Source organism: Thermus igniterrae ATCC 700962 (assembly GCF_000376265.1).
Classification (GTDB): Bacteria; Deinococcota; Deinococci; order Deinococcales; family Thermaceae; genus Thermus; species Thermus igniterrae.
In genome coordinates this window covers 12,975-31,988 of record NZ_AQWU01000061.1, presented here as the reverse complement: position 1 = coordinate 31,988, position 19,014 = coordinate 12,975, and the positions used below count along the sequence as shown (strand labels likewise).

General features: G+C 70.5%; 19 protein-coding genes. 13 read left to right on the top strand and 6 right to left on the bottom strand.

Annotated elements, in window-relative coordinates:
- Positions 1–3: 3 nt before the first annotated feature.
- Positions 4–366, bottom strand: a complete 363-nt coding sequence (locus B128_RS0106155) for an alpha/beta fold hydrolase (protein ID WP_018111404.1) — start codon at positions 364–366, stop codon at positions 4–6.
- Complete coding sequence (locus B128_RS0106150) at positions 363–995, bottom strand: alpha/beta fold hydrolase (RefSeq protein WP_018111403.1); 633 nt, start codon at positions 993–995, stop codon at positions 363–365. The genes B128_RS0106155 and B128_RS0106150 overlap by 4 nt, the downstream gene beginning before the upstream one ends.
- Positions 996–1,017: 22 nt before the next feature.
- Here B128_RS0106150 and B128_RS0106145 point away from each other — a divergent pair, with 22 nt between their 5' ends.
- Entirely contained in the window at positions 1,018–1,431 is a 414-nt protein-coding gene (locus B128_RS0106145; protein WP_018111402.1) for a PaaI family thioesterase, read from the top strand.
- Here the strand turns inward: B128_RS0106145 and B128_RS0106140 are convergent.
- Positions 1,405–2,367, bottom strand: coding sequence for a dipeptidase (locus B128_RS0106140; RefSeq protein WP_026175066.1), 963 nt, complete (start codon positions 2,365–2,367; stop codon positions 1,405–1,407). The two genes, B128_RS0106145 and B128_RS0106140, sit on opposite strands and share 27 nt — an antisense overlap.
- 14 nt (positions 2,368–2,381) lie before the next feature.
- On the opposite strand from B128_RS0106140, the gene uvrC reads away from it, so the two are divergent.
- From uvrC to B128_RS0106110, 6 genes are read left to right on the top strand one after another with little or no spacing between them, the layout of a single operon-like run.
- Positions 2,382–4,163, top strand: a complete 1,782-nt coding sequence (gene uvrC / locus B128_RS0106135; RefSeq protein ID WP_018111400.1) for an excinuclease ABC subunit UvrC — start codon at positions 2,382–2,384, stop codon at positions 4,161–4,163.
- Complete coding sequence (locus tag B128_RS0106130; RefSeq protein ID WP_018111399.1) at positions 4,163–5,941, top strand: arginine--tRNA ligase; 1,779 nt, start codon at positions 4,163–4,165, stop codon at positions 5,939–5,941. Before uvrC ends, B128_RS0106130 begins: the two co-directional genes overlap by 1 nt.
- 4 nt (positions 5,942–5,945) lie before the next feature.
- Positions 5,946–6,989, top strand: a complete 1,044-nt coding sequence (locus tag B128_RS0106125) for a S1C family serine protease (RefSeq protein WP_018111398.1) — start codon at positions 5,946–5,948, stop codon at positions 6,987–6,989.
- 43 nt (positions 6,990–7,032) lie between these two features.
- Complete coding sequence (locus B128_RS0106120) at positions 7,033–7,632, top strand: deoxynucleoside kinase (RefSeq protein WP_026175065.1); 600 nt, start codon at positions 7,033–7,035, stop codon at positions 7,630–7,632.
- 2 nt (positions 7,633–7,634) lie between these two features.
- The gene (locus B128_RS0106115) at positions 7,635–8,243 is read left to right on the top strand and encodes a deoxynucleoside kinase (protein ID WP_018111396.1); all 609 of its coding nucleotides are present in this window, start codon (positions 7,635–7,637) and stop codon (positions 8,241–8,243) included.
- Positions 8,240–9,682: a Mur ligase family protein gene (locus B128_RS0106110; protein WP_018111395.1), complete on the top strand. Its 1,443-nt coding sequence runs from the start codon at positions 8,240–8,242 to the stop codon at positions 9,680–9,682. The genes B128_RS0106115 and B128_RS0106110 overlap by 4 nt, the downstream gene beginning before the upstream one ends.
- Here the strand turns inward: B128_RS0106110 and trmFO are convergent.
- Entirely contained in the window at positions 9,679–11,013 is a 1,335-nt protein-coding gene (gene trmFO / locus B128_RS0106105; protein ID WP_018111394.1) for a methylenetetrahydrofolate--tRNA-(uracil(54)-C(5))-methyltransferase (FADH(2)-oxidizing) TrmFO, read from the bottom strand. The two genes, B128_RS0106110 and trmFO, sit on opposite strands and share 4 nt — an antisense overlap.
- 54 nt (positions 11,014–11,067) lie before the next feature.
- Between trmFO and hisF the strand changes: the two genes are divergently transcribed.
- From hisF to B128_RS0106080, 5 genes are read left to right on the top strand one after another with little or no spacing between them, the layout of a single operon-like run.
- Complete coding sequence (gene hisF / locus B128_RS0106100) at positions 11,068–11,826, top strand: imidazole glycerol phosphate synthase subunit HisF (protein ID WP_018111393.1); 759 nt, start codon at positions 11,068–11,070, stop codon at positions 11,824–11,826.
- A 5-nt stretch (positions 11,827–11,831) separates the two neighbouring features.
- Positions 11,832–12,446, top strand: coding sequence for a bifunctional phosphoribosyl-AMP cyclohydrolase/phosphoribosyl-ATP diphosphatase HisIE (gene hisIE / locus B128_RS0106095; protein ID WP_018111392.1), 615 nt, complete (start codon positions 11,832–11,834; stop codon positions 12,444–12,446).
- A 24-nt stretch (positions 12,447–12,470) separates the two neighbouring features.
- Positions 12,471–13,439 carry a class II fructose-bisphosphatase gene (gene glpX / locus B128_RS0106090; protein WP_018111391.1) on the top strand — a complete coding sequence of 323 codons (969 nt, stop codon included), beginning with the start codon at positions 12,471–12,473 and terminating at the stop codon, positions 13,437–13,439.
- Between the two features lie 27 nt (positions 13,440–13,466).
- Positions 13,467–15,230, top strand: a complete 1,764-nt coding sequence (locus tag B128_RS0106085) for an adenosylcobalamin-dependent ribonucleoside-diphosphate reductase (protein WP_018111390.1) — start codon at positions 13,467–13,469, stop codon at positions 15,228–15,230.
- Entirely contained in the window at positions 15,227–15,901 is a 675-nt protein-coding gene (locus B128_RS0106080) for a DUF58 domain-containing protein (RefSeq protein ID WP_018111389.1), read from the top strand. Before B128_RS0106085 ends, B128_RS0106080 begins: the two co-directional genes overlap by 4 nt.
- Here the strand turns inward: B128_RS0106080 and B128_RS0106075 are convergent.
- Positions 15,898–17,745 carry an aldehyde ferredoxin oxidoreductase family protein gene (locus tag B128_RS0106075; protein ID WP_018111388.1) on the bottom strand — a complete coding sequence of 616 codons (1,848 nt, stop codon included), beginning with the start codon at positions 17,743–17,745 and terminating at the stop codon, positions 15,898–15,900. The genes B128_RS0106080 and B128_RS0106075 overlap by 4 nt on opposite strands.
- A gap of 48 nt (positions 17,746–17,793) precedes the next feature.
- Between B128_RS0106075 and tsaB the strand changes: the two genes are divergently transcribed.
- On the top strand, positions 17,794–18,333 hold the full coding sequence (gene tsaB / locus B128_RS0106070) for a tRNA (adenosine(37)-N6)-threonylcarbamoyltransferase complex dimerization subunit type 1 TsaB (RefSeq protein WP_018111387.1): 540 nt from the start codon (positions 17,794–17,796) through the stop codon (positions 18,331–18,333).
- Here tsaB and B128_RS0106065 read toward each other — a convergent pair.
- On the bottom strand, positions 18,330–18,983 hold the full coding sequence (locus B128_RS0106065) for a flavodoxin family protein (protein ID WP_026175064.1): 654 nt from the start codon (positions 18,981–18,983) through the stop codon (positions 18,330–18,332). The two genes, tsaB and B128_RS0106065, sit on opposite strands and share 4 nt — an antisense overlap.
- Positions 18,984–19,014: the final 31 nt, after the last annotated feature.

Here is a 19,014-nt window from a genome sequence, read left to right as displayed (position 1 = left end):
GTATCAGGGAAACGCCCCCTTGAGCAAGGCTTCACTTAAATCAAGCCCGGAGAAAACCCGGTATCCCCGCTCGGCCAACACCGCCCCCACCCGCTCCCCCACCCCGCGGACCAGAAGGGGTGGGGCGCCCAGGTTCAACATGACCAAAAAGCCCGCCACATACTCGGCTAGTTCCTCCGGAGTGAGGGGAGGTCCCCCGGTGCGGCCGAACCCGGGGAGGTCCAGGAGGTAGAAGGTGAAGCCGGGAGGCAGGGCTTGGGGCCAGCGGGAGGCCTCCTCCGCCAGGAGCACCACCGCCGGCCCCTGGCCCACCCGGTCAAAAACCAGGTTCAGGCCATAGAGGTGGATGTAGCCCGTGCGCCTCACAGGGCCAGCCCCCCCGGCAGGGGACGGAACCCCTCCCCCAGAAGGAAGTCCGCCACCAGCTCCCTCACCTCCTCCATGGCCTCCCAGGGGACCAGGTGGCCGGCCCCCTCCAGGGCAAAGCGCAGGGCCTCCCCCTTGGCAAAGTCCGCTGCCTCCTTCCCGTAAAGGGGCGGGGTGAAGGCGTCCCAAGCCCCCTGGACCACCAGGACCCGGGCCTCGGTACCCCTTAGCCAGCGGCGCTCATCGGAAAGCCCCTCCAGCAGCCTGAGCCAGGCCCAAACCCCCTCCTGGGAAAGCCCCTCCCGCCAGGCCTGGAAGATCTCCTCGCTACCCACGGTACGGGGGCCGAAGAAGAGGGCCCGGCCGATTCGGGCAAACCCCTCCACCCCACCCCGCTCCAGGCCAAAGCGGAGGGCCTCAAGCCGGGCGGCCAGGAGGGCGTCCTTGCGTAGGACGGGGGAAAGGAGAACGAGGCTCCTGGCCCCTTCCCGATAGGCCACCTGTAGGGCCTTTAGGGCCCCCTCCCCAAAGGCCACCAGGTGCAGTCCCTCCTCCGAGGGAAGGGCTTTAAGGAAGTCCAGCCCCGCCGGAGGAGAGAGAAGCCCAGGGAAGACCCGCACCTCGCCCACAACCCCCTTTATACTCCAGGCCATGGACCTCACGGGCATCCTGGGACGGGAGACCCTGGACGGCACCCTGGGGGTGCGCTACCTGAAGCTGGAAAAGGAGGAGGTGGTGGCCGAGCTGGAGGTGGGCCCCAGGGTGCACCAGCCCTTTGGCTTCCTCCACGGCGGGGCCACGGTGGCCCTGGCGGAAAGCGTGGCCAGCATCGGCGGCTTCCTGAACGCTCCCCCGGGCCACGCCGCCTTCGGCCTGGAGATCAACTGCAACCACATCCGCAAGAAGCAGGCCGGGGTCATCCGGGCGGTGGGGAGGCCCCTGCACGTGGGGCGCACCACCCAGGTCTGGGAGATAAAGGTTTACGACGAGGAGGGCAGGCTGGTGGCCGCCAGCCGCTGCACCCTGGCGGTGGTCCCCCTAGAACCAGGAGCGAAGCCAGCGTAGCCAGTTTTCCCCCAGGAACCCCCCGTCCCCCAGGGCCCGGAGGTCCCGGTGGCGGTCCAGCCCCTCAGGGACGGCCTCCAGGCCAAACCCCCCGTCCCAGTCCGTGCCCAGGCCCACCCCCTGGGGGCCCAGGAAGGCCTCCGCGTGGGCCTTGTGGCGGAGGAAGGCGGCGAGGGGAAGCCTTTTCATCCCCCGCTTCCAACCGGGGTCCAGGAAGGCGTTGAAGGGCACCAGGCCCAGAACACCCCCCCGCTCCCCCAGGGCCTGCAGAAGGGGGTCAGGGAGGTGGCGGGGGGTGGGCACCAGGGCCTGGGCGTTGGCGTGGGTGGCGCAGACCGCACCCCCAAAGCGCTCCAGGGCCTCCCAGGCCGCCTCCTCCGCCAGGTGGGAGAGGTCCAGGGCCACCCCTAGGCGCTCCATCTCCCCAAGAAGCTCCCTGCCCGCCCCCGTAAGCGGCCCCGCCTCGGCGTTGCCCCCGGCGTAGGGGCTGGCCGTGGCCCAGGTGAGGGAGAGGAGCCTGAGCCCCCGGGCCCGCAAGGGGCGGAGGTCCTCCGGGGTGGGAAGGGCGTGGGCCCCTTCCAGAAGGAGGATTAGGCCCAAGGTGCCGTCTTTGGGAAAGCGCTCCAGGTGGGCCAGGAGGTCCTCTCTTTCCCGCAGAATGCGCACCAGGCCTGCGCCCTCCCAGGCCTCGTAGAGGGCCAGCTGGGCCCAGACCTCCTCCTGCCACGCGTCTATTCCCCCCTCCCTGGGGTCCACGAAGAGGGTGGCGAAGGCCACCGCCACCCCTGCCTCCCGCAGGCTGGGGAGGGTCACCAGGGGGGTGTCGGGGTGGGGGTCCTGGGCGCGGAGGCGGTCCAGGGGAAGGGTGAGGTCCCGCCCCAGGGCCCGGACGTTCCAGGCCAGGTCCAGGTGGGCGTCCACCATGACAGGCTCCATGGGGCCAATCTACAATGGGGAGCGTGCGGCCTGAGGACCTGCCCCCCCTGCCCGAGGCCCCCGGCGTCTACCTCTGGAAGCAGGGGGAGGAGGTGCTCTACGTGGGCAAGGCCAAAAGCCTCCGGGCCCGGGTGCGGAGCTACTTTCACGCGGAAGGCAAGCCCCTGCGCATCGCCCAGGAGGCCACCAGCCTGGACTTCATCGCCACCCGGGACGAGGTGGAGGCCCTGCTCCTCGAGGCCAACCTCATCAAGGCCCACCGCCCCCCCTACAACGTCCTCCTCAAGGACGACAAGCACTACCCCTTCCTGAAGCTCACCCGCGAGCCCTTCCCCACCCTCTTGGTGGTGCGGCGGGTGGAGGAGGACGGGGCCAAGTACTACGGGCCCTTCCCCGAGGCGGGCGCCCTGAGGCGCATCAAGACCCTCATTGACCAGTACTTCCCCTTGCGGAAAAACTCCGGCTACCCCATGCGGCGGCGGCGCTACCCCTGCCTGAACCACAGCATGGGGCGTTGCCTGGCCCCCTGCGTGGGCCTGGCCGACCCCGAGGCCTACGGGGAGGTGGTGCGCCAGGTGGAGGCGGTGCTGGAGGGGAAGGTGGACTGGCTTCTGGCCCACCTGGAGGCCAAGATGCGGGAGGCCGCCCGGAGGCTGGAGTTTGAGCGGGCGGCGGAGATCCGCGACCAGATGGAGGCCCTAAGGGCCTTTTTCGCCACCGCCCAGCAGGCCTTTGACCCCGAGATGGGGGACCTGGACTTCCTGGGGATGGCCCGGGCCGGGGCCCTGGCCGTGGTCCAGCTCTACCAGGTGCGGGGCGGACGCATCCTGGGCCGCCTGAGCCGGGTGGTGGAGAAGGAGGAGGCCACGGACGCGGAGATCCTCTGGGCCTTCCTGCGCGACCACTACCTGGAGGCCTCTCCCCTGCCCCCCCTCATCCTCCTCCCCTTTGCCCTCGAGGACCTGAGCAGCCTGGAGGCCCTCCTGCGCCAGCGCGCGGGGCGGAAGGTGGAGGTCAGGGTGCCCAAGCGGGGGGAGAAGCAACGCCTCCTGGAGCTGGCCGAGCGGAACGCCCGCCTGGCCCTGGAGACCGAGCTCAAGCTCCTGGAAAGGCGGGGGGACCATCCCGCCCTCAAGGCCCTCCAGGACCTCCTGGGCCTGGCCCGGCGTCCCTTCCGCCTGGAGGGCTACGACGTAAGCCACCTCCAGGGGGAGGCCCGGGTCTTCTCCATGGCCGTGTTCGAGGGGGGCAGGCCCAAGCGGGCCGAGTACCGCAGGATGCGGCTCAAGGCGGGCAACGACGACTACGGGGCCATGGAGGAGGGGGTCTACCGCCGCTTCACGGGAAGCCTCAAGGAGATGCCCCTGCCTGACCTCCTCCTCATTGACGGGGGCCTAGGCCAGGTGCGGGCGGCGGCAAGGGCCCTGGAGCGGGCAGGCCTCCGCATCCCCCTGGTGGGCCTGGCCAAGAAGGAGGAGGTCCTCCTCACCCCCGAGGGCCGCGAGCTCCGCCTTCCCCTCACCCACCCCGCCTTACAGCTCCTCATCCACCTGCGGGACGAGGCCCACCAAAACGGCCTGCGCTACCACCAGAAAAGGCGGAGCGAGGCCCTTTTGCAGGTGCTCTCCGGCATCCCCGGCATCGGGGAGGCCAGGCGGCGCCTCCTTCTGGAGCGCTATGGGGGGCTCAAGGCCCTCATGGAGGCCCCCCTGGAGGAGCTGGCCCGCCTGCCCGGCATGAACCGCCAGGCGGCGGAGGCCCTGAAGCGGGCCCTGGCTGGTAAGATGGCCCTCTGATGGTGCGCCGCGCCCTGGAAGAGGCCATACACGCCGCCCTCAAGGAGATGGGCCTGGACCTCCGGCTCAAGGTGGCCAAGGCCCCCAAGGACAAGCCCGGGGACTACGGGGTCCCCCTCTTCGCCCTGGCCAAGAAGCTCAGGAAGCCCCCCCAGGCCATCGCCGAGGAGCTCAGAAGCCGCCTGGAACTCCCTCCCTTCGTGGAGGAGGCCATCCCCGTGGGAGGGTACCTGAACTTCCGCATCCGCACGGAAGACCTCCTAAAAGAGGCCCTGCGCCCCAAGGAGCCCCTGCCCAAGGAGGAGGGCCTGGTGCTCATTGAGCACACCTCGGTGAACCCCAACAAGGAGCTCCACGTGGGGCACCTGCGGAACATCGCCCTGGGGGACAGCCTGGCCCGCATCCTGGACTTCGCCGGTCGGCAGGTCCTGGTCCTCAACTACATTGACGACACCGGCCGCCAGGCGGCGGAGACCCTCTTCGCCCTGCGCCACTATGGCCTGGCCTGGGACGGGAAGGAGAAGTACGACCACTTCGCGGGCCGGGCCTACGTGCGCCTCCACCAGGACCCCGACTACCCCAACCTGCAGGGGGGCATTGAGGCGGTCCTCCACGCCCTGGAGCGGGGGGAGCTTAGGGAGGAGGTGAACCGCATCCTCCTGGCCCAGATGGCCACCATGAAGGCCCTGAACGCCCACTACCACCTCCTGGTCTGGGAGTCCGACATCGTGCGGGCGGGGCTTCTGGGCAAGGCCCTGGAAATCCTGGAACAAAGCCCCCACGTCTTCCGCCCCACGGAGGGCAAGTACGCCGGGGCCCTGGTGATGGATGCCAGCCCCTTTATCCCGGGCCTCGAGGACCCCTACTTCGTCCTGGTGCGCTCCGGGGGAGCGGCCACCTACTACGCCAAGGACATCGCCTTCCAGTTCTGGAAGATGGGCCTCCTTTCGGGCCTCCGCTTCCGGCCCTACCCCAACCCCTACTACCCTGGCCTGCGCACCAGCGCCCCCGAGGGGGAGGCCTACACCCCAAACGCCCGGGAGACGGTGAACGTGATCGACGTGCGCCAGAGCCACCCCCAGGCCCTGGTACGGGCGGCCTTGGCCCTGGCGGGAAGGCCGGATTTGGCAGAAGGGGCCTTCCACCTGGCCTACGAGACCGTGCTCCTGGAAGGCAAGCAGATGTCGGGGCGGAAGGGCCTGGCGGTGAGCGTGGACGAGGTGCTGGAGGAGGCCAAGAGGCGGGCCCTCCTGGTCATTGAGGAGAAAAACCCCGAGCACCCCGCCAAGGAGGAAGCGGCGGAGATGGTGGCCCTGGGGGCCATCCGCTTCACCATGGTGAAGACCGAACCCCGGAAGCAGATTGACTTCCGCTACGCGGAAGCCCTCTCCTTTGAGGGGGACACGGGGCCCTACGTGCAGTACGCCCACGCCCGGGCCCACAGCATCCTGCGCAAGGCCGGGGCCTGGGGGGAGGCCGACCTCTCCCAGGCCACCCCCTACGAGCGCGCCCTGGCCCTAGCCCTCCTGGACTTTGAGGATGCCGTGCTGGAGGCGGCGGAGGAGAAGACCCCCCACGTGCTGGCCCAGTACCTCCTGGACCTCTCCGCCGCCTGGAACGCCTACTACAACGCCAAGGAAGAGGGCCGGCCCGCCACCCCGGTCCTCACCGCCCCCCCCGGCCTCAGGGAGCTACGCCTCGGCCTGGTGCGGAGCCTGCAGGAGACCCTAAAAACCGGGCTTGACCTTCTGGGCATCCCCGCCCCTGAGGTAATGTAGGGCCATGCGCCTCGCCTTCTTGGTCCTCTTCCTCCTCCTCGCCTTTGGCCAGCGCCTGGCCTCCCCCGAGGAGGTGGCCCGGAGCCAGGTGATCAAGAAGGCCCTGCCCGCGGTGGTGCGGGTCCAGGGCTCCCCCACGGCCCCGGGGGAGGACCAGGTGGTGGGCACGGGGTTCTTCGTGAGCCCCTTCCGGGTGGTCACCAACTACCACGTGGTGCAGGGGGTGGCCGACCTCACCGTGCGCCTGGTGGATGGGCGTACCTTCCCCGCCGAGGTCTTCGCCGTGGACCCGGGGATTGACCTGGCCCTCCTCACGGTGCGGGGGGTGCAGGCCCCCGGGGTCTTGGGCTTCAGTAAGGCCACCACCGCCAGCCTGCCCCTGGGGATGGGGGTGGTGGTGGTGGGCTTCCCCTACGGCCAGGGGCCCCTGGCCTCCTACGGCATCCTCTCGGGGATAGGCCCCCTCGAGGTCCCCACCCCCGACCCCAGCGTGGGGGCCGAGGTGGGGGAGTACCTCTTCACCGACGCCCCCCTCACCGTGGGCAACTCGGGAAGCCCCCTGCTGAACCTGCAGGGGGAGGTGATCGGGGTGGTGGCGGATGTGGTGGGGGGGCCCTCGGGGGTGGGGGGGATTGGGGTGGCCATCCCTGGGGAACTGGCCGCCCAGAGCGTCCAGGACCTGGAGCGCTTCGGCATCCCCCAGCGGGGATGGCTGGGGGCCAGCCTGGTGAGCCTGGACGAGCTTCCCCCCGTCCTCCTGCGGGCGGTGGGCCTCACCACCGCCCAGGGGGCCATGGTGGACCGGGTGGAGCCCGGGGGGCCCGCCGCCCGGGCGGGGCTCAGGGGGGCAAGCCGGGACGCCCAGGGGCGGCTCCTCTCCTTGGGGGACGTCATCCTGGCGGTGAACGGCCGGGTGGTGAAGGACAAGGCGGAGGTGGTGCAGCAGATCGCCCGCTACCGCCCCGGGGACCGGGTGCGCCTCACCCTCTGGCGGGAAGGACGGCGGCTGGAGGTCACCCTCACCCTGGTGGCCCGGCCGCGGCGGTAGGGCTGGCTTGCGAATGGGCTCCTTCCCCGGTAAGGATATGGGGGTGTACATCGCCATCGAAGGCCCCATCGGCGCGGGCAAGACCACCCTGGCCCGCCTGCTGGCCGAGCGGCTTGAGGCGGAGACCCTCTTGGAGGTGGTGGAGGAAAACCCCTTCCTGCCCCTCTTCTACCAGGACCGCAAGCGCTACGCCTTCAAGGCCCAGGTCTTCTTCCTCCTCTCCCGCTACCGCCAGCTCTCCCGCCTGAGGGAGCGGCCCCTCTTCGGCGGGGTGGTGGCGGACTACCTCTTTGACAAAGACGCCATCTTCGCCAGCCTGAACCTGGAAGGCCCGGAGTGGGACCTCTACCTGGACCTCTACCGGGAGCTCTCCCCCAGGCTTCCCCCCCCGGACCTCACCCTCTACCTGCGGGCCCCGGTGGGGGTGCTCCTGGAGCGCATCAGGAAGCGGGGGCGGCCTTTTGAGGCGGGCATGGACCCCGCCTACCTGGAGGCCCTCTCCGAGGCCTACGAACGCCACTTCGCCCGCTACCCTCATCCCCTTTTGGTCCTCGAGGCCGAGGCCCTGGACTTCAGCCCCGGGGGCCCGGACCGGGAGCGGGTGGTGGAACTGGTCAAGGCCCACTTGCCCCTGGGGGTCTAGCCGTGTACCTGGCCATCGCCGGCAACATCGGCAGCGGCAAGAGCACCCTCACTGCCCTCCTGGCGGAGGCCTTTGGCCTCAGGCCCGTGTACGAGGCGGTGAGCGAGAACCCCTACCTGGAGGACTTCTACCGGGACATGGGGGCTTACGCCTTCCACTCCCAGGTCTTCTTCTTGGCCAGGCGCCTCCGCCAGCACCTCCTGGAGGTGAACGGCCGAACAAGGGTGGTCCAGGACCGCACCGTCTACGAGGACGCCTTTGTCTTCGCCCAGCACCTCTACCGGGAGGGGTACCTTTCGGAGCGGGACTGGCGGACCTACCTGGACCTCTTCCACGGGGTGGCCCCCGCCCTGCGCAAACCCGATCTCCTCCTCTACCTCAGGGCTAGCCTCCCCACCCTGCGGGCCCGGATTGAAAAGCGGGGGCGGCCCTTTGAAAGGGCCATCCCCGACCGCTACCTCCTGGGCCTGAACGCCCTTTACGAGGAGCTCATCGCCGGCTGGGACCTCTCTCCCGTGCAGGTGGTGGAGGCAGACCGGCTGGACTTCGTGGAGCGGGAGGAAGACCGCCAGGCCCTTTTGGAAACCCTGAGGCCTTGGGTAAAGCCATGACCCTGGAGGAACTCTTCGCCCCCTTTGGCCTTCAGGCCCCGCCCCTCCCCGTGCGGGGCATCACCCTAGACTCCAGGCGGGTGGAGGAGGGCTTCGTCTTCGTGGCCGTGCCCGGGGTACCCCTCCCCCACCGCCAGCCCCTGGACGGGCACCACTTCATCCCCGAGGCCCTGGCCCGGGGGGCCATCGCCGTGGTGGGGGAGAAGGACCTCCGCCTGCCCGTGCCCTACCTGAAGGTGGCGGACAGCCGCCTGGCCCTGGCCCAGCTGGCGCGGCGCCTCCACGGGGAGCCCGACCGCCGGCTTTTCCTCACCGGGGTGACGGGCTCCAAGGGCAAGAGCACCACCAGCGCCCTACTCCACCACCTCCTCCAGGCCGCAGGCCGGCCCACCGCCCTCCTCTCCACCGTGGGCCTCAGGTTGGGGCAGGAGGCGCGCCCATCCTTCGGCCACTTCACCACCCCCGAGGCCCCCGAGGTCTTCGGCTTCCTGCGGGAGGCGGTGGACCGGGGGCTAGTGGGGGCAGTGCTGGAGGTCTCCAGCCACGCCCTGGCCCTTAAGCGGGTGGAGGGGCTGGCCTTTGGGGTGGGGGTCTTCGTGAACTTCTACCCCGACGACCACCTGGACTTCCACGGCACCCCCGAGGCCTACTTCCAGGCCAAGGCCCTCCTGGTGGAGCGCTCGGCGCTGAGCGTCCTGAACACCAGGCTCCCCCACCTGGAGGCGCTAAGGGCCAGGCCCCACCTCCTCTTCGGCCCCGGGGGGGAGGTCTTCGGGGAGGGCCTAAGGGAGGAGGCGGAGGGGCTTCGCTTCACCCTCCACACCCCCTGGGGCCAGGGGGAGGCCTTCCTGCCCCTCCTGGGGGGCTACAACCTGGAAAACGCCCTGGCGGCCAGCGCCGCCGCCTTAGCCCAGGGGGTCTCCCTGGAGGAGGTCCTCTTCGGGCTGGCCACCTTCCCCGGGATACCGGGAAGAATGGAGATTATCCAGAAGGAGCCCTTCCGGGTGGTCATTGACTTCGCCCACACCGGGAAGAGCCTCGAGGCCGCCCTGAAGACCCTGCGGCGCACCACCCGGGGGCGGCTCCTTTTGGTGGTGGGGGCGGCGGGGGAGCGGGACCCCAGGCGGCGGCAGGACATCGGCCAGGTGGCCGCACGCCTGGCGGACAAGACCTTCTTCACCGAGGAGGACCACCGCTCCGAGCCCCTGGAGGCCATCCTGGAGGCCCTGGTAAAGGCGGCCGAGGCAGAGGGGGGGCACTACGCCGTGGTGCCCGACCGCCGGGAGGCCATCCACCAGGCCCTGGCCGAGGCGCGGCCCGGGGACACCGTCCTCCTGGCGGGCAAGGGGCACGAGCGGACCCTGGAGCGGGGGACCGAGGCCCTCCCCTGGAACGAGCGGGAGGTGGCCCTGGAGGCCCTGCGGGCCTTGGGCCTCTAGGGGGCCACGGCCACCTGGGCCCCCGGTACCGGGGGCTTCAGGCTGGCCAGCCAGTCCTGGAAGGCCTGGAGGCCCCTCCGGTACATGGCCTCCCGCTTCTCCCGCTTGCCCATGCGCCCCTCCACCGGGGGCACCAGGCCCCAGTTGGCGTTCATAGGCTGGAAGTTTTCCGGGTTGGCCGTGGCCAGGAAGCGCACCAACCCCCCCAGCATGCTGGCCTCGGGCGGGGCCACGGGCGGAAGGCCCAGGTGGCGCCGGGCGGCGTTCAGCCCCGCCAAAAACCCCGTGGCGGCGCTTTCCAGGTAGCCCTCCACCCCGGCCAGCACCCCGGCGGCAAAAAGCCCTTCCGCCTCCTGAAACTCCAGGGTCTCCCGGAGAAGCCTTGGGGCGTTCAGGTAGGTGTTGCGGTGCATGACCCCGTAGCGCACGATCTCCGCGTTCTCCAAACCCGGGATCATCTGCAGGAGGCGCTTCTGCTCGGGCCACTTGAGGCCCGTCTGGAAGCCCACCAGGCTCCACATGCGCCCGGCCTTGTCCTCCTGGCGCAGTTGCACCACGGCGAAGGGCTCCTTCCCCGTGCGGGGGTCCTTGAGGCCCACGGGCTTCATGGGGCCGAAGAGGAGGGTCTGGTAGCCCCGGCGGGCCAGCTCCTCCACCGGCACGCAGGCCTCAAAGAAGGCCAGGTTCTCCCAATCGTGGGGGGTGTGGCGCTGGGCCTCGAGGAGGGCCTGGTGGAAGCGGCGGTACTCCTCCTCCGTGAGGGGGCAGTTGAGGTAGTCCGCCTCCTGGCCGTAGCGCCCCGCGCGGAAGCACTTGCTGAGGTCAATGCTCTCGTAGAGGACGATGGGGCTTGCGGCGTCGTAGTAGGCCAGGAAGTGGTCGCCAAACCGCCCCTTCAAGGCCTCGGCCAGGGCCTCGGAGGTGAGGGGCCCCGTGGCCAGGACGGTGATCCCCTCGGGAATGGCCGTGACCTCCTCCCGCACCACCTCCACCAGGGGGTGGGCGGCAAGCCTTTCCGTGATGAGGGCGCTGAACTCCTCCCGGTCCACGGCCAGGGCCCCCCCGGCGGGCACCCGGGCCCGGGCGGCCGCCTCCATGATGAGGCTCCCCGCCGCCCGCATCTCCGCCTGCAGGAGGCCTTTGGCGTTGGCCATCCCCTCCCCGCCCAAGGAGTTGGAGCAGACGATCTCGGCAAAGCGCTCCGTGGCGTGGGCCGGGGTCATGCGCTTAGGGCGCATCTCGTAGAGGCGCACCGGCACCCCCAGGCGCGCCAGGGTCCAGGCGGCCTCGCTCCCCGCCAGGCCCGCGCCCACCACGTTTACCCGTTCCATCCTTCAAAGCTTACCACGCGCAGGAAAGCGGGAGAAGTGGCCTATAATGGCCCCGTGGGCCTGGCCAAGCGCATCATCCCCTGCCTGGACGTCCACGCGGGGCGCGTGGTCAAGGGGGTGAACTTCGTCAACCTCAGGGACGCCGGCGACCCGGTGGAGGCCGCCCAGGCCTACAACGAGGCCGGGGCCGACGAGCTGGTCTTCCTGGACATCTCCGCCACCCACGAGGCGCGGAGCATCCTCCTGGAGGTGGTGGCCCAGGTGGCGGAAAGGGTCTTCATCCCCCTGGCCGTGGGGGGCGGGGTGCGGGGCCTGGAGGATGCCCGGCGGCTCCTCTTGGCGGGGGCCGACAAGGTGAGCGTGAACTCCGCGGCGGTGAAGCGGCCCGAGCTTTTGGCGGAGCTTGCCGACCACTTCGGGGCCCAGGCGGTGGTCCTGGCCATTGACGCCCGCTGGAACGGGGACTTCCCCGAGGTGTACGTGGCGGGGGGACGGGTGCCCACGGGCCTCCACGCGGTGGAGTGGGCGGTGCGGGGGGCGGAGCTGGGGGCGGGGGAGATTCTCCTCACCAGCATGGACCGGGACGGCACCAAGGAGGGCTACGACCTGAGGCTCACCCGGATGGTGGCCGAGGCGGTGAACGTGCCGGTGATCGCCAGCGGCGGCGCAGGCAGGCCGGAGCACTTCCTCATGGCCTTCCAGGCGGGGGCTGAGGCCGCCTTAGCCGCCAGCGTCTTCCACTTCGGGGAGATCCCCATCCCCCAGCTCAAGGCCTTCCTGGCGGAAAAAGGCCTCCACGTGCGGCTAGACTGAGGGGCATGGACCTGGGCCAGGTGCGCTTTGACGAGAAGGGGCTGGTGCCGGTGGTGGTGCAGGACGCCCGCACGGGGGAGGTCCTCACCCTGGCCTACGCCAACCGGGAGGCCCTGGAGGAGACCCTAAGGACCCGCCGGAGCACCTTCTTCAGCCGGAGCCGGGGGACCCTGTGGCGCAAGGGGGAGACCTCGGGGAACGTCCAGGAGGTGGTGGAGGTCCTCCTGGACTGCGACGGGGACGCGGTGGTCTACCGGGTGGTGCCCCACGGCCCCGCCTGCCACACCGGGGAGAGGAGTTGCTTCCACCGCCCCCTCCTGGAGGGGGAGAAGGACCTGGGCTTCGTGGTGGGGCAGGTGTACGCCACCCTCCAGGAGAGGCTAAGGACCCTCCCCGAGGGGAGCTACGTGGCCAGGCTCCACCGGGCAGGCCTGGACCGCATCCTGAAGAAGATCGGGGAGGAGGCAGGAGAGGTGATCCTGGCGGCCAAGAACCAGGACCCCGAGGAGCTCCGCCACGAGGCCGCCGACCTCCTCTTCCACCTCCTCCTCACCCTGGCGGAGCTGGGCCTCACCCCTGAGGACCTGGCCCGGACCCTCTGGGCACGGCACCGGCCCTGAGGGAAAGACCCTTATGATGGAACCATGGAAATTGAGCGCAGGCTGGTCCTGGAAGTGGTTCGGGTGACGGAGCAGGCGGCCCTGGCCGCCAGCCGCTTCGCCGGCAAGGGGGACAAGGAGGCGGTGGACGAGGCGGGCACCGAGGCCATGCGCCGGGTGCTGAACGAACTGCCCATCCGGGGCACCGTGGTCATCGGCGAGGGGGAGATGGACGAGGCCCCCATGCTCTACATCGGCGAGGTGCTGGGCCAAGGCGGGGTGGAGGTGGACATCGCCGTGGACCCCGTGGAGGGGACCACCACCGCGGCCAAGGGCCTGCCCAACGCCGTCACCGTGATCGCCATCAGCGAGAAGGGGGGGCTTTTCCACGCCCCGGACATGTACATGGAAAAGCTCATCGTCCCCCCGCCCGCCGCCGGCCTGGTGGACCTCACCTGGCCGGTCTCCGCCAACCTCAAGGCCCTGGCCCTGGCCCTGCAGCGCTCCGTGGAGGACCTGGTCATCGTGGTCCTGGACCGCCCCCGGCACGAGCGGCTCATCCGCGAGATCCGGGAGGCGGGGGCGCGGGTGAAGCTCATCTCCGACGGGGACGTGATCGCCGCCCTGGCCGCGGCCATCCGGGGCACGGGGGTGCACGCGGTGATGGGCATCGGCGGGGCCCCGGAAGGGGTCTTGGCCGCGGCCGCCCTGAAGTGCCTGGGCGGGGAGATCCAGGCCCGCTTTACCCCGCAAAACGAAGAGGAGCGGGCCCGCCTGCGGGCCATGGGGGGGGACGAGGGCCGGGTCTACCGCACGGAGGACCTGGCCCCCGGCAAGGAGATCGTCTTCGCCGCCACCGGCATCACCGACGGGGACATCCTCCAGGGGGTGCGCTTCTTCGGCGGGGGGGCCAGGACCCACTCCATCGTCATGGGGCATGCCACCCGCATCGTGCGTTTTATAGACTCCATACACCTTTTTGAAACGGGCGCCCGGGTAACCATCCGGGTATGAAGCCTTCCCCGGGGTTAGACTGGAAGCGTGCCCCGGAGGGTCTATAAGGAGGAGGAAGCCCAGAGGCTGGCTCTGGACTACTTTGGGGGGGACGAGCTCAGGGCCGCGGTCTTCCTGCGGCGCTACGCCCTGAGGGACCCCGAGGGGAGGGCCCTCGAGGCCACCCCGGAGGAGATGTGGCGCCGCCTGGCCCGCGCCGCCGCCCGGGTAGCGGGGGTAGCCGAGGAGGCGTTCCTCTGGCTCCTCTCGGACTTCCGCTTCGTCCCCGGGGGGCGCATCCTCTTCGGCCTGGGCAACTGGCGCAAGAGCACCCTCTTCAACTGCTACTTCCTGCCCATCCGCCAGGACTCCGTGCAGGGCATCACCCGCTTCCTGGACGAGGCGGCCCGCACCTTCGCCTACGGGGGCGGGGTGGGCACCAACGCCGACGTCCTCCGCCCCAAGGGGGCCCGGGTGGGCAACGCCGGGGTGGAGAGCTCAGGGGCGGTGAGCTTCATGGAGCTCTTCTCCACCCTGGCGGGGGTGATGGGGGCCAGCGGGGGCCGGCGGGGGGCCCTGATGCTCACCTTCTCCGACACCCACCCCGAGCTCATGGCCTTCCTCCAGGCCAAGACCGACCCCGAGCGGAGCCGGGTGCGCCACGCCAACCTCTCCCTGAGGGCCACGGACGCCTTCCTCGAGGCCGCCCTGGCGGACGAGCCCTGGCGGCTTTCCTTCACCACCCCCAGGGAGGAGATCACCGCCACCCTCCGGGCCAAGGAGGCCTGGGAGGCCCTGGTGGAGGCCGCCTGGGCCAGCGCCGAGCCCGGCCTCCTCTTCTGGGATCGGGTGCGCACCTGGACCACCGCCCAGTACGGGGGGATGGAGGTGGTGGGGGTGAACGTGTGCGGGGAGGTGCCCATGGAGCCCTACGGGGCCTGCAACCTGGGGAGCCTCAACCTGGCCGCCTTCGTGCGGGAACCTTTCACCCCCAGGGCCCGCCTGGACTTCGCCGAGCTGGAGGAGGCCACAGCCCGGGCGGTGCGCTTCCTGGACGCGGTGGTGGACCTGGGCAAGAACCGGCATCCCCTCGAGGCCCAGCGGGAAGCCTCGCTTCGCAGCCGGCGCATCGGTTTGGGGGTCATGGGCCTGGCGGACCTCTTCGCCATGCTGAACCTCCCCTATGGCGCCCCCGAAAGCCTGGTCCTGGCGGAGGAGGTGCTCCGGCGCATCAAGGAGGCCGCCTACCGGGAAAGCGCCCGCCTAGCCCGGTCCAAGGGGCCCTTCCCCGCCTTCCAGGCCCGGGAACACTTAAAAAGCCCCTTCATCCAAGCCCTGCCCGAGGACCTGGTGGGGGAGGTGGAAAAAGGATTGAGGAACGCCGCCCTCCTGGCCATCGCCCCCACGGGCTCCATCTCCCTTCTCGCCGGGGTGACCAGCGGGATTGAGCCCATCTTCGCCCTCACCTACCTGCGCCACGCGGGGGGGCAGGTCTTCCTGGCGGAGCACCCCCTCCTAAAGCGCTACCGGGAGGCCACCGGAGGGCAGGTGCCCTCCTGGCCCACGGCCCACCAGGTGGACCCCTTCCAGCGGGTACGGCTCCAGGCCGTCCTGCAACGCCACGTGGACCAGAGCATCTCCTCCACGGTCAACCTCCCCAAGGACACCCCCAAGGAGGTGGTGGAAAGGCTCTTCCTCACCGCCTGGAAGGAGGGGTGCAAGGGGATCACCGTCTTCCGCGAGGGGAGCCGGGAAGAGGTCATCGAGCCCCTGCCCCCCGTGGGGGTATGCACCTTCTGCCAGCTGGCATGACCCGCTACCGCCTGGCCACCAAGCCCTACCTCCCCTACCCCGGGGAGCGGCTTTCCCGGAGGAAGGGCCTCGGGGGGGAGTTCTTTGAGCTCCGCCCCTACGCCCCCGGGGACGAGGTGCGCCGGGTGCACTGGCGGGCCTACGCCAAAACGGGAAGGCTCTACACCCGGGTGGAGACCGCCCCGGAAAGGGGGCGCTTCCGCCTCTTCTTGGACGAGAGCAAGAGCATGGGGCTCCACGGCAAGGGGGCCTACGCCGAGAGGGTGGCGGGGCTTCTCCTGGGCATCGCCCGCCAGGAGGACCCCCTGGCCCGCCTGGAGCGGGGAAGGCCCCAGGACCTGCGCCCGGGCCGGGGCACCCTGGTCCTCCTCACGGACGGCCTGGACCCCCTGCCCTGGGCCCGGGTGCTCCCCCGGCGGGTGGTGCTGGTGCAGATCCTCTCTCCCCTGGAGCTCTCCCCTCCCCTGGAGGAGGCCCTCCTGCAGGATGTGGAGACCGGGGAGAGCCTCCCCGTGGACCGGGAGGCGGTGCGGGCCTACCAGGAGGCCCTGGCGGCCCACCTGCGGGCCCTGCGCCTCCTGGCCCTCCTGCGGGGGCGCTATACCCTCCTTAAGGTGGGGGAGCCGCCCCTGCCCGCCCTCCTGCGCCAGGGGGTGCTGGAGCCCCTCTAGCCCGAAAGGCCTAGGGCGCGGAGCCGCTCAGGGTCCACCCCGCCACCCTCCCACCCCGCAAGCCGCCAGTAGGCCCTGACCGCCTCCTGGAAGGCCTGGGGGTCAAGCCCCGCCTCGGGGTTGCCCTTGCGGAAGGGCTGGAAGAAGCGCTCGGGAAGCCGGTCCTCCTCCGGGGAAATCCCCTCCCGCAGGTTGAAAAGCCGGGTGAGCTGCAGGGTGCGCTCCCCCACGGCCAGCATCTCCTCAGGGGAAAGGCGCCAGCCGGTGGCGGCGTAGACCGCCTCCTGCCACTCCTCGGGGGTCCAGGGGACGAAGTCACACATGACCAGGCTGTTCACGAAGCCCCGCTCCCGGGTCTTGGTCCAGAGCATGCGCACCTTGGCCTCGGAGAGGTCCTCTATGGGCAGGGGCCCGAAGTCCTCCCCGTAGAAGCGAAGCTCCCTTAGGGACCTCCCCTCCTTGGCGAAGGCGGTGTCGTGGAGGTTGTGGTTGTGGTCGGCCCCCGTGGGGCTCACGGCATACCCCACCCCCAGGGCCCGCTTGAACCGGGGGTCGTGCATGGGCACCTCCTGGCCCTTCACGTGCATGGCCAGCTCCGGGTGGCCGATGGCCTCGGCCAGGCGCCGCGCCCCCAGGGCCAGAAGCTCCCCCAAGCGGCCCTCCCGCCTGGCCAGCCGCTCTATGGCGGCGATGAGGGCGTCCCCGTTGCCGAAGCGGAGGCCCAGGCCCTCGTCATCCAGGTAGCCCTTTTCCACCGCCTCCATGGCCGTAGCCACGGTGACCCCCACCCCAATCACGTCCAGGCCGTACTGGTTGCAGAGGGTGTTGGCCTTGGTGACGGCATAGGGGTCCACCACCCCGCAGGTGGAGCCCAGGGCCCCCAGGCCCTCGTACTCCGGCCCCCCGTACTCCGGGCGCACGTCGTACTTGCCCGTCCCCTCAATGCGCACCACCTGCTTGCAGCGGATGGCGCAGGCATAGCAGGTGTCCCGGCCGATGCGGATGCCCAGGGCATCCAGGCTGGTGCCGTCCAGGGCCTCGGCGCCCTCCAGGAAGCCGTCCTGGAAGTTGTGGCTGGGGAGGACCCCCCGCAGGTTGAAGGGCTTCACCGTACCCACGGTGCCCATGGTGACCATGCCCGCCGCCCGCTCCATGCGCTCTTTGGCCATGCGCCGGGCCAGCTCCTTGAGGAGGGCGGGGTCGTGGTAGGGGGGCAGGGTCTCCCGCTTGGCCCGGGCGGAGACCGCCTTGAGCCGCTTGGCCCCCATGACCGCCCCCAGGCCTCCCCTTCCGGCGAAGTGGGCCAGGTCGTGGATGACGTTGGCGGTGAGGACGCGGTTCTCCCCCCCAAGGCCGATCTGGGCCACCCGGGTGCCAGCCCCGTGGGCCTCCTTGAGGAGGGCTTCCACCTCCAGGGGGTCCTTGCCCCAGAGGTGGGGGGCAGGGTGGAGGGCCACCTCTCCTCCCTCCACGTGCAAATAGACCGGGGCCTCGGCCTGCCCCAGGACCACCAGGGCGTCCAGGCCGGCATTCTTCAGCTCGGCCCCGAAGAACCCCCCGCCCTCCGCGTCGCCGTACCCCCCGGTGAGGGGGCTTTTGGCGGCCACGGTGTTGCGCCCCGAGCCGGAGATGGGGGTGCCGGTAAGCACCCCGGGGGCGAAGACCAGGGCGTTCTCCGGGCCCAGGGGATCGGCCCCCTGGGGAACGTGCTTGAGGAGGAGGTAGGCGGCCAGGGCCCGCCCCCCCAGGAACTTGCGCCAGAAGTCCTCCCCGTAGCTCTCATACCAGATGCGCCCCGTGGACAGGTCCACGAAGGCCACGCGGTCGTGATACCCCTTGGGCATGCCCCCATGCTACCCCTTAGGCCCGGGGAGCAGGGTATATTGCCTCCCGTGTGGACCCTGACCCTGGACACCGCCACCCCCTACCTGGCCCTGGGCCTCTTCCGGGAAGGGGAGGGGCTGGGGCGGGTGGTGCGGCTGGGCAGACGGCACGAGGAAGCCCTCTTTGACCTCCTGGACGAACTCCTTGCCGAGGTGGGGGCAAGGCGGGAGGAGATCGGCACCCTGGTGCTGGGGGAGGGCCCCGGCTCCTACACCGGGATCCGCATCGCCCTGGCGGCGGGGCTGGGCATCGCCTTGGCCCAGGGGGCCCGGGCCTACGGGGTGAACTCCCTCCTGGCCGCCGCCTGGCCCTTTCTGGAGGAAGGGGGTCCCCCCCTCACCCCCCTCTTCACCGCCCGCAACCGCCTCTACTACGGGGCCACCTACGCCAGACGGGAGGGAAGGCCGGTGGAGGCCGCCCCACCCCGCAAGCTCAGGGCGGAGGAACTACCCCAAAGGGGCCTCCTCCTGGACCCGCCCCCGGACCCCAGGGCCCTCTATGAGCTCCGGCCCTTCGCTCGGGAGGGGGTGGAGCCCCTTTACCTCTAGTCCGCCGCCACCCCGGGCAGGTGGGGCAGGCGGTAGTGGAAGCTGGGCAGGGGCTCGCGGAAGCCTTGGCCCTTGAGGCGCTCTGCCAGGAGCACCAGGTTCTCCCCGGCAATGCGGGCGTCCTCCAGGAGCTCGGGGTTTTCCTCAAGGCGCAAAAGCCCCCGGCGGTGGGCGTAGACCAGGCCCAGGGGGGCCAGAACAAACCCCATGTAGGCCAGGGGCAGGAGCATCTGCGCCAGGGCCTGGGAAGCCCCCTCCTCTTCGGCCACCGCCAGGAGGGCCATGGGCTTGCCCAGGTTCAGCAGGCCCTGGTTCTCCAGGGAGGTCATGCGCTCCAGGAGGGCCTTCATCCGGGCGGAGACGCTGAACCAGTAAACCGGGGTGGCGAAAACCACGGCGTCGGCATTCAAGATGCGCTCTGCCACCTTGCCGAACCCGTCCCAGGGCCCCTGGACGCAGGCCTCGGGGCCGCAGGCGGCGGGGTCCAGGGAGTAGTTCCCCGCACAAAAGGGAAAGGGGTGGCGCACCAGGTCCAGGCGCTCGGTGGTGGCCCCCTTGGCCCTGGCCGCTGCCAATACCGCATCCAAAAGCTCTGCCGTAAACCCGTCCACGCGTGCCGATGCGTTGACGCCGAGCACGTGTAAGCCCATACCTATCACCCAGGCACTAAACCTCCTTTAG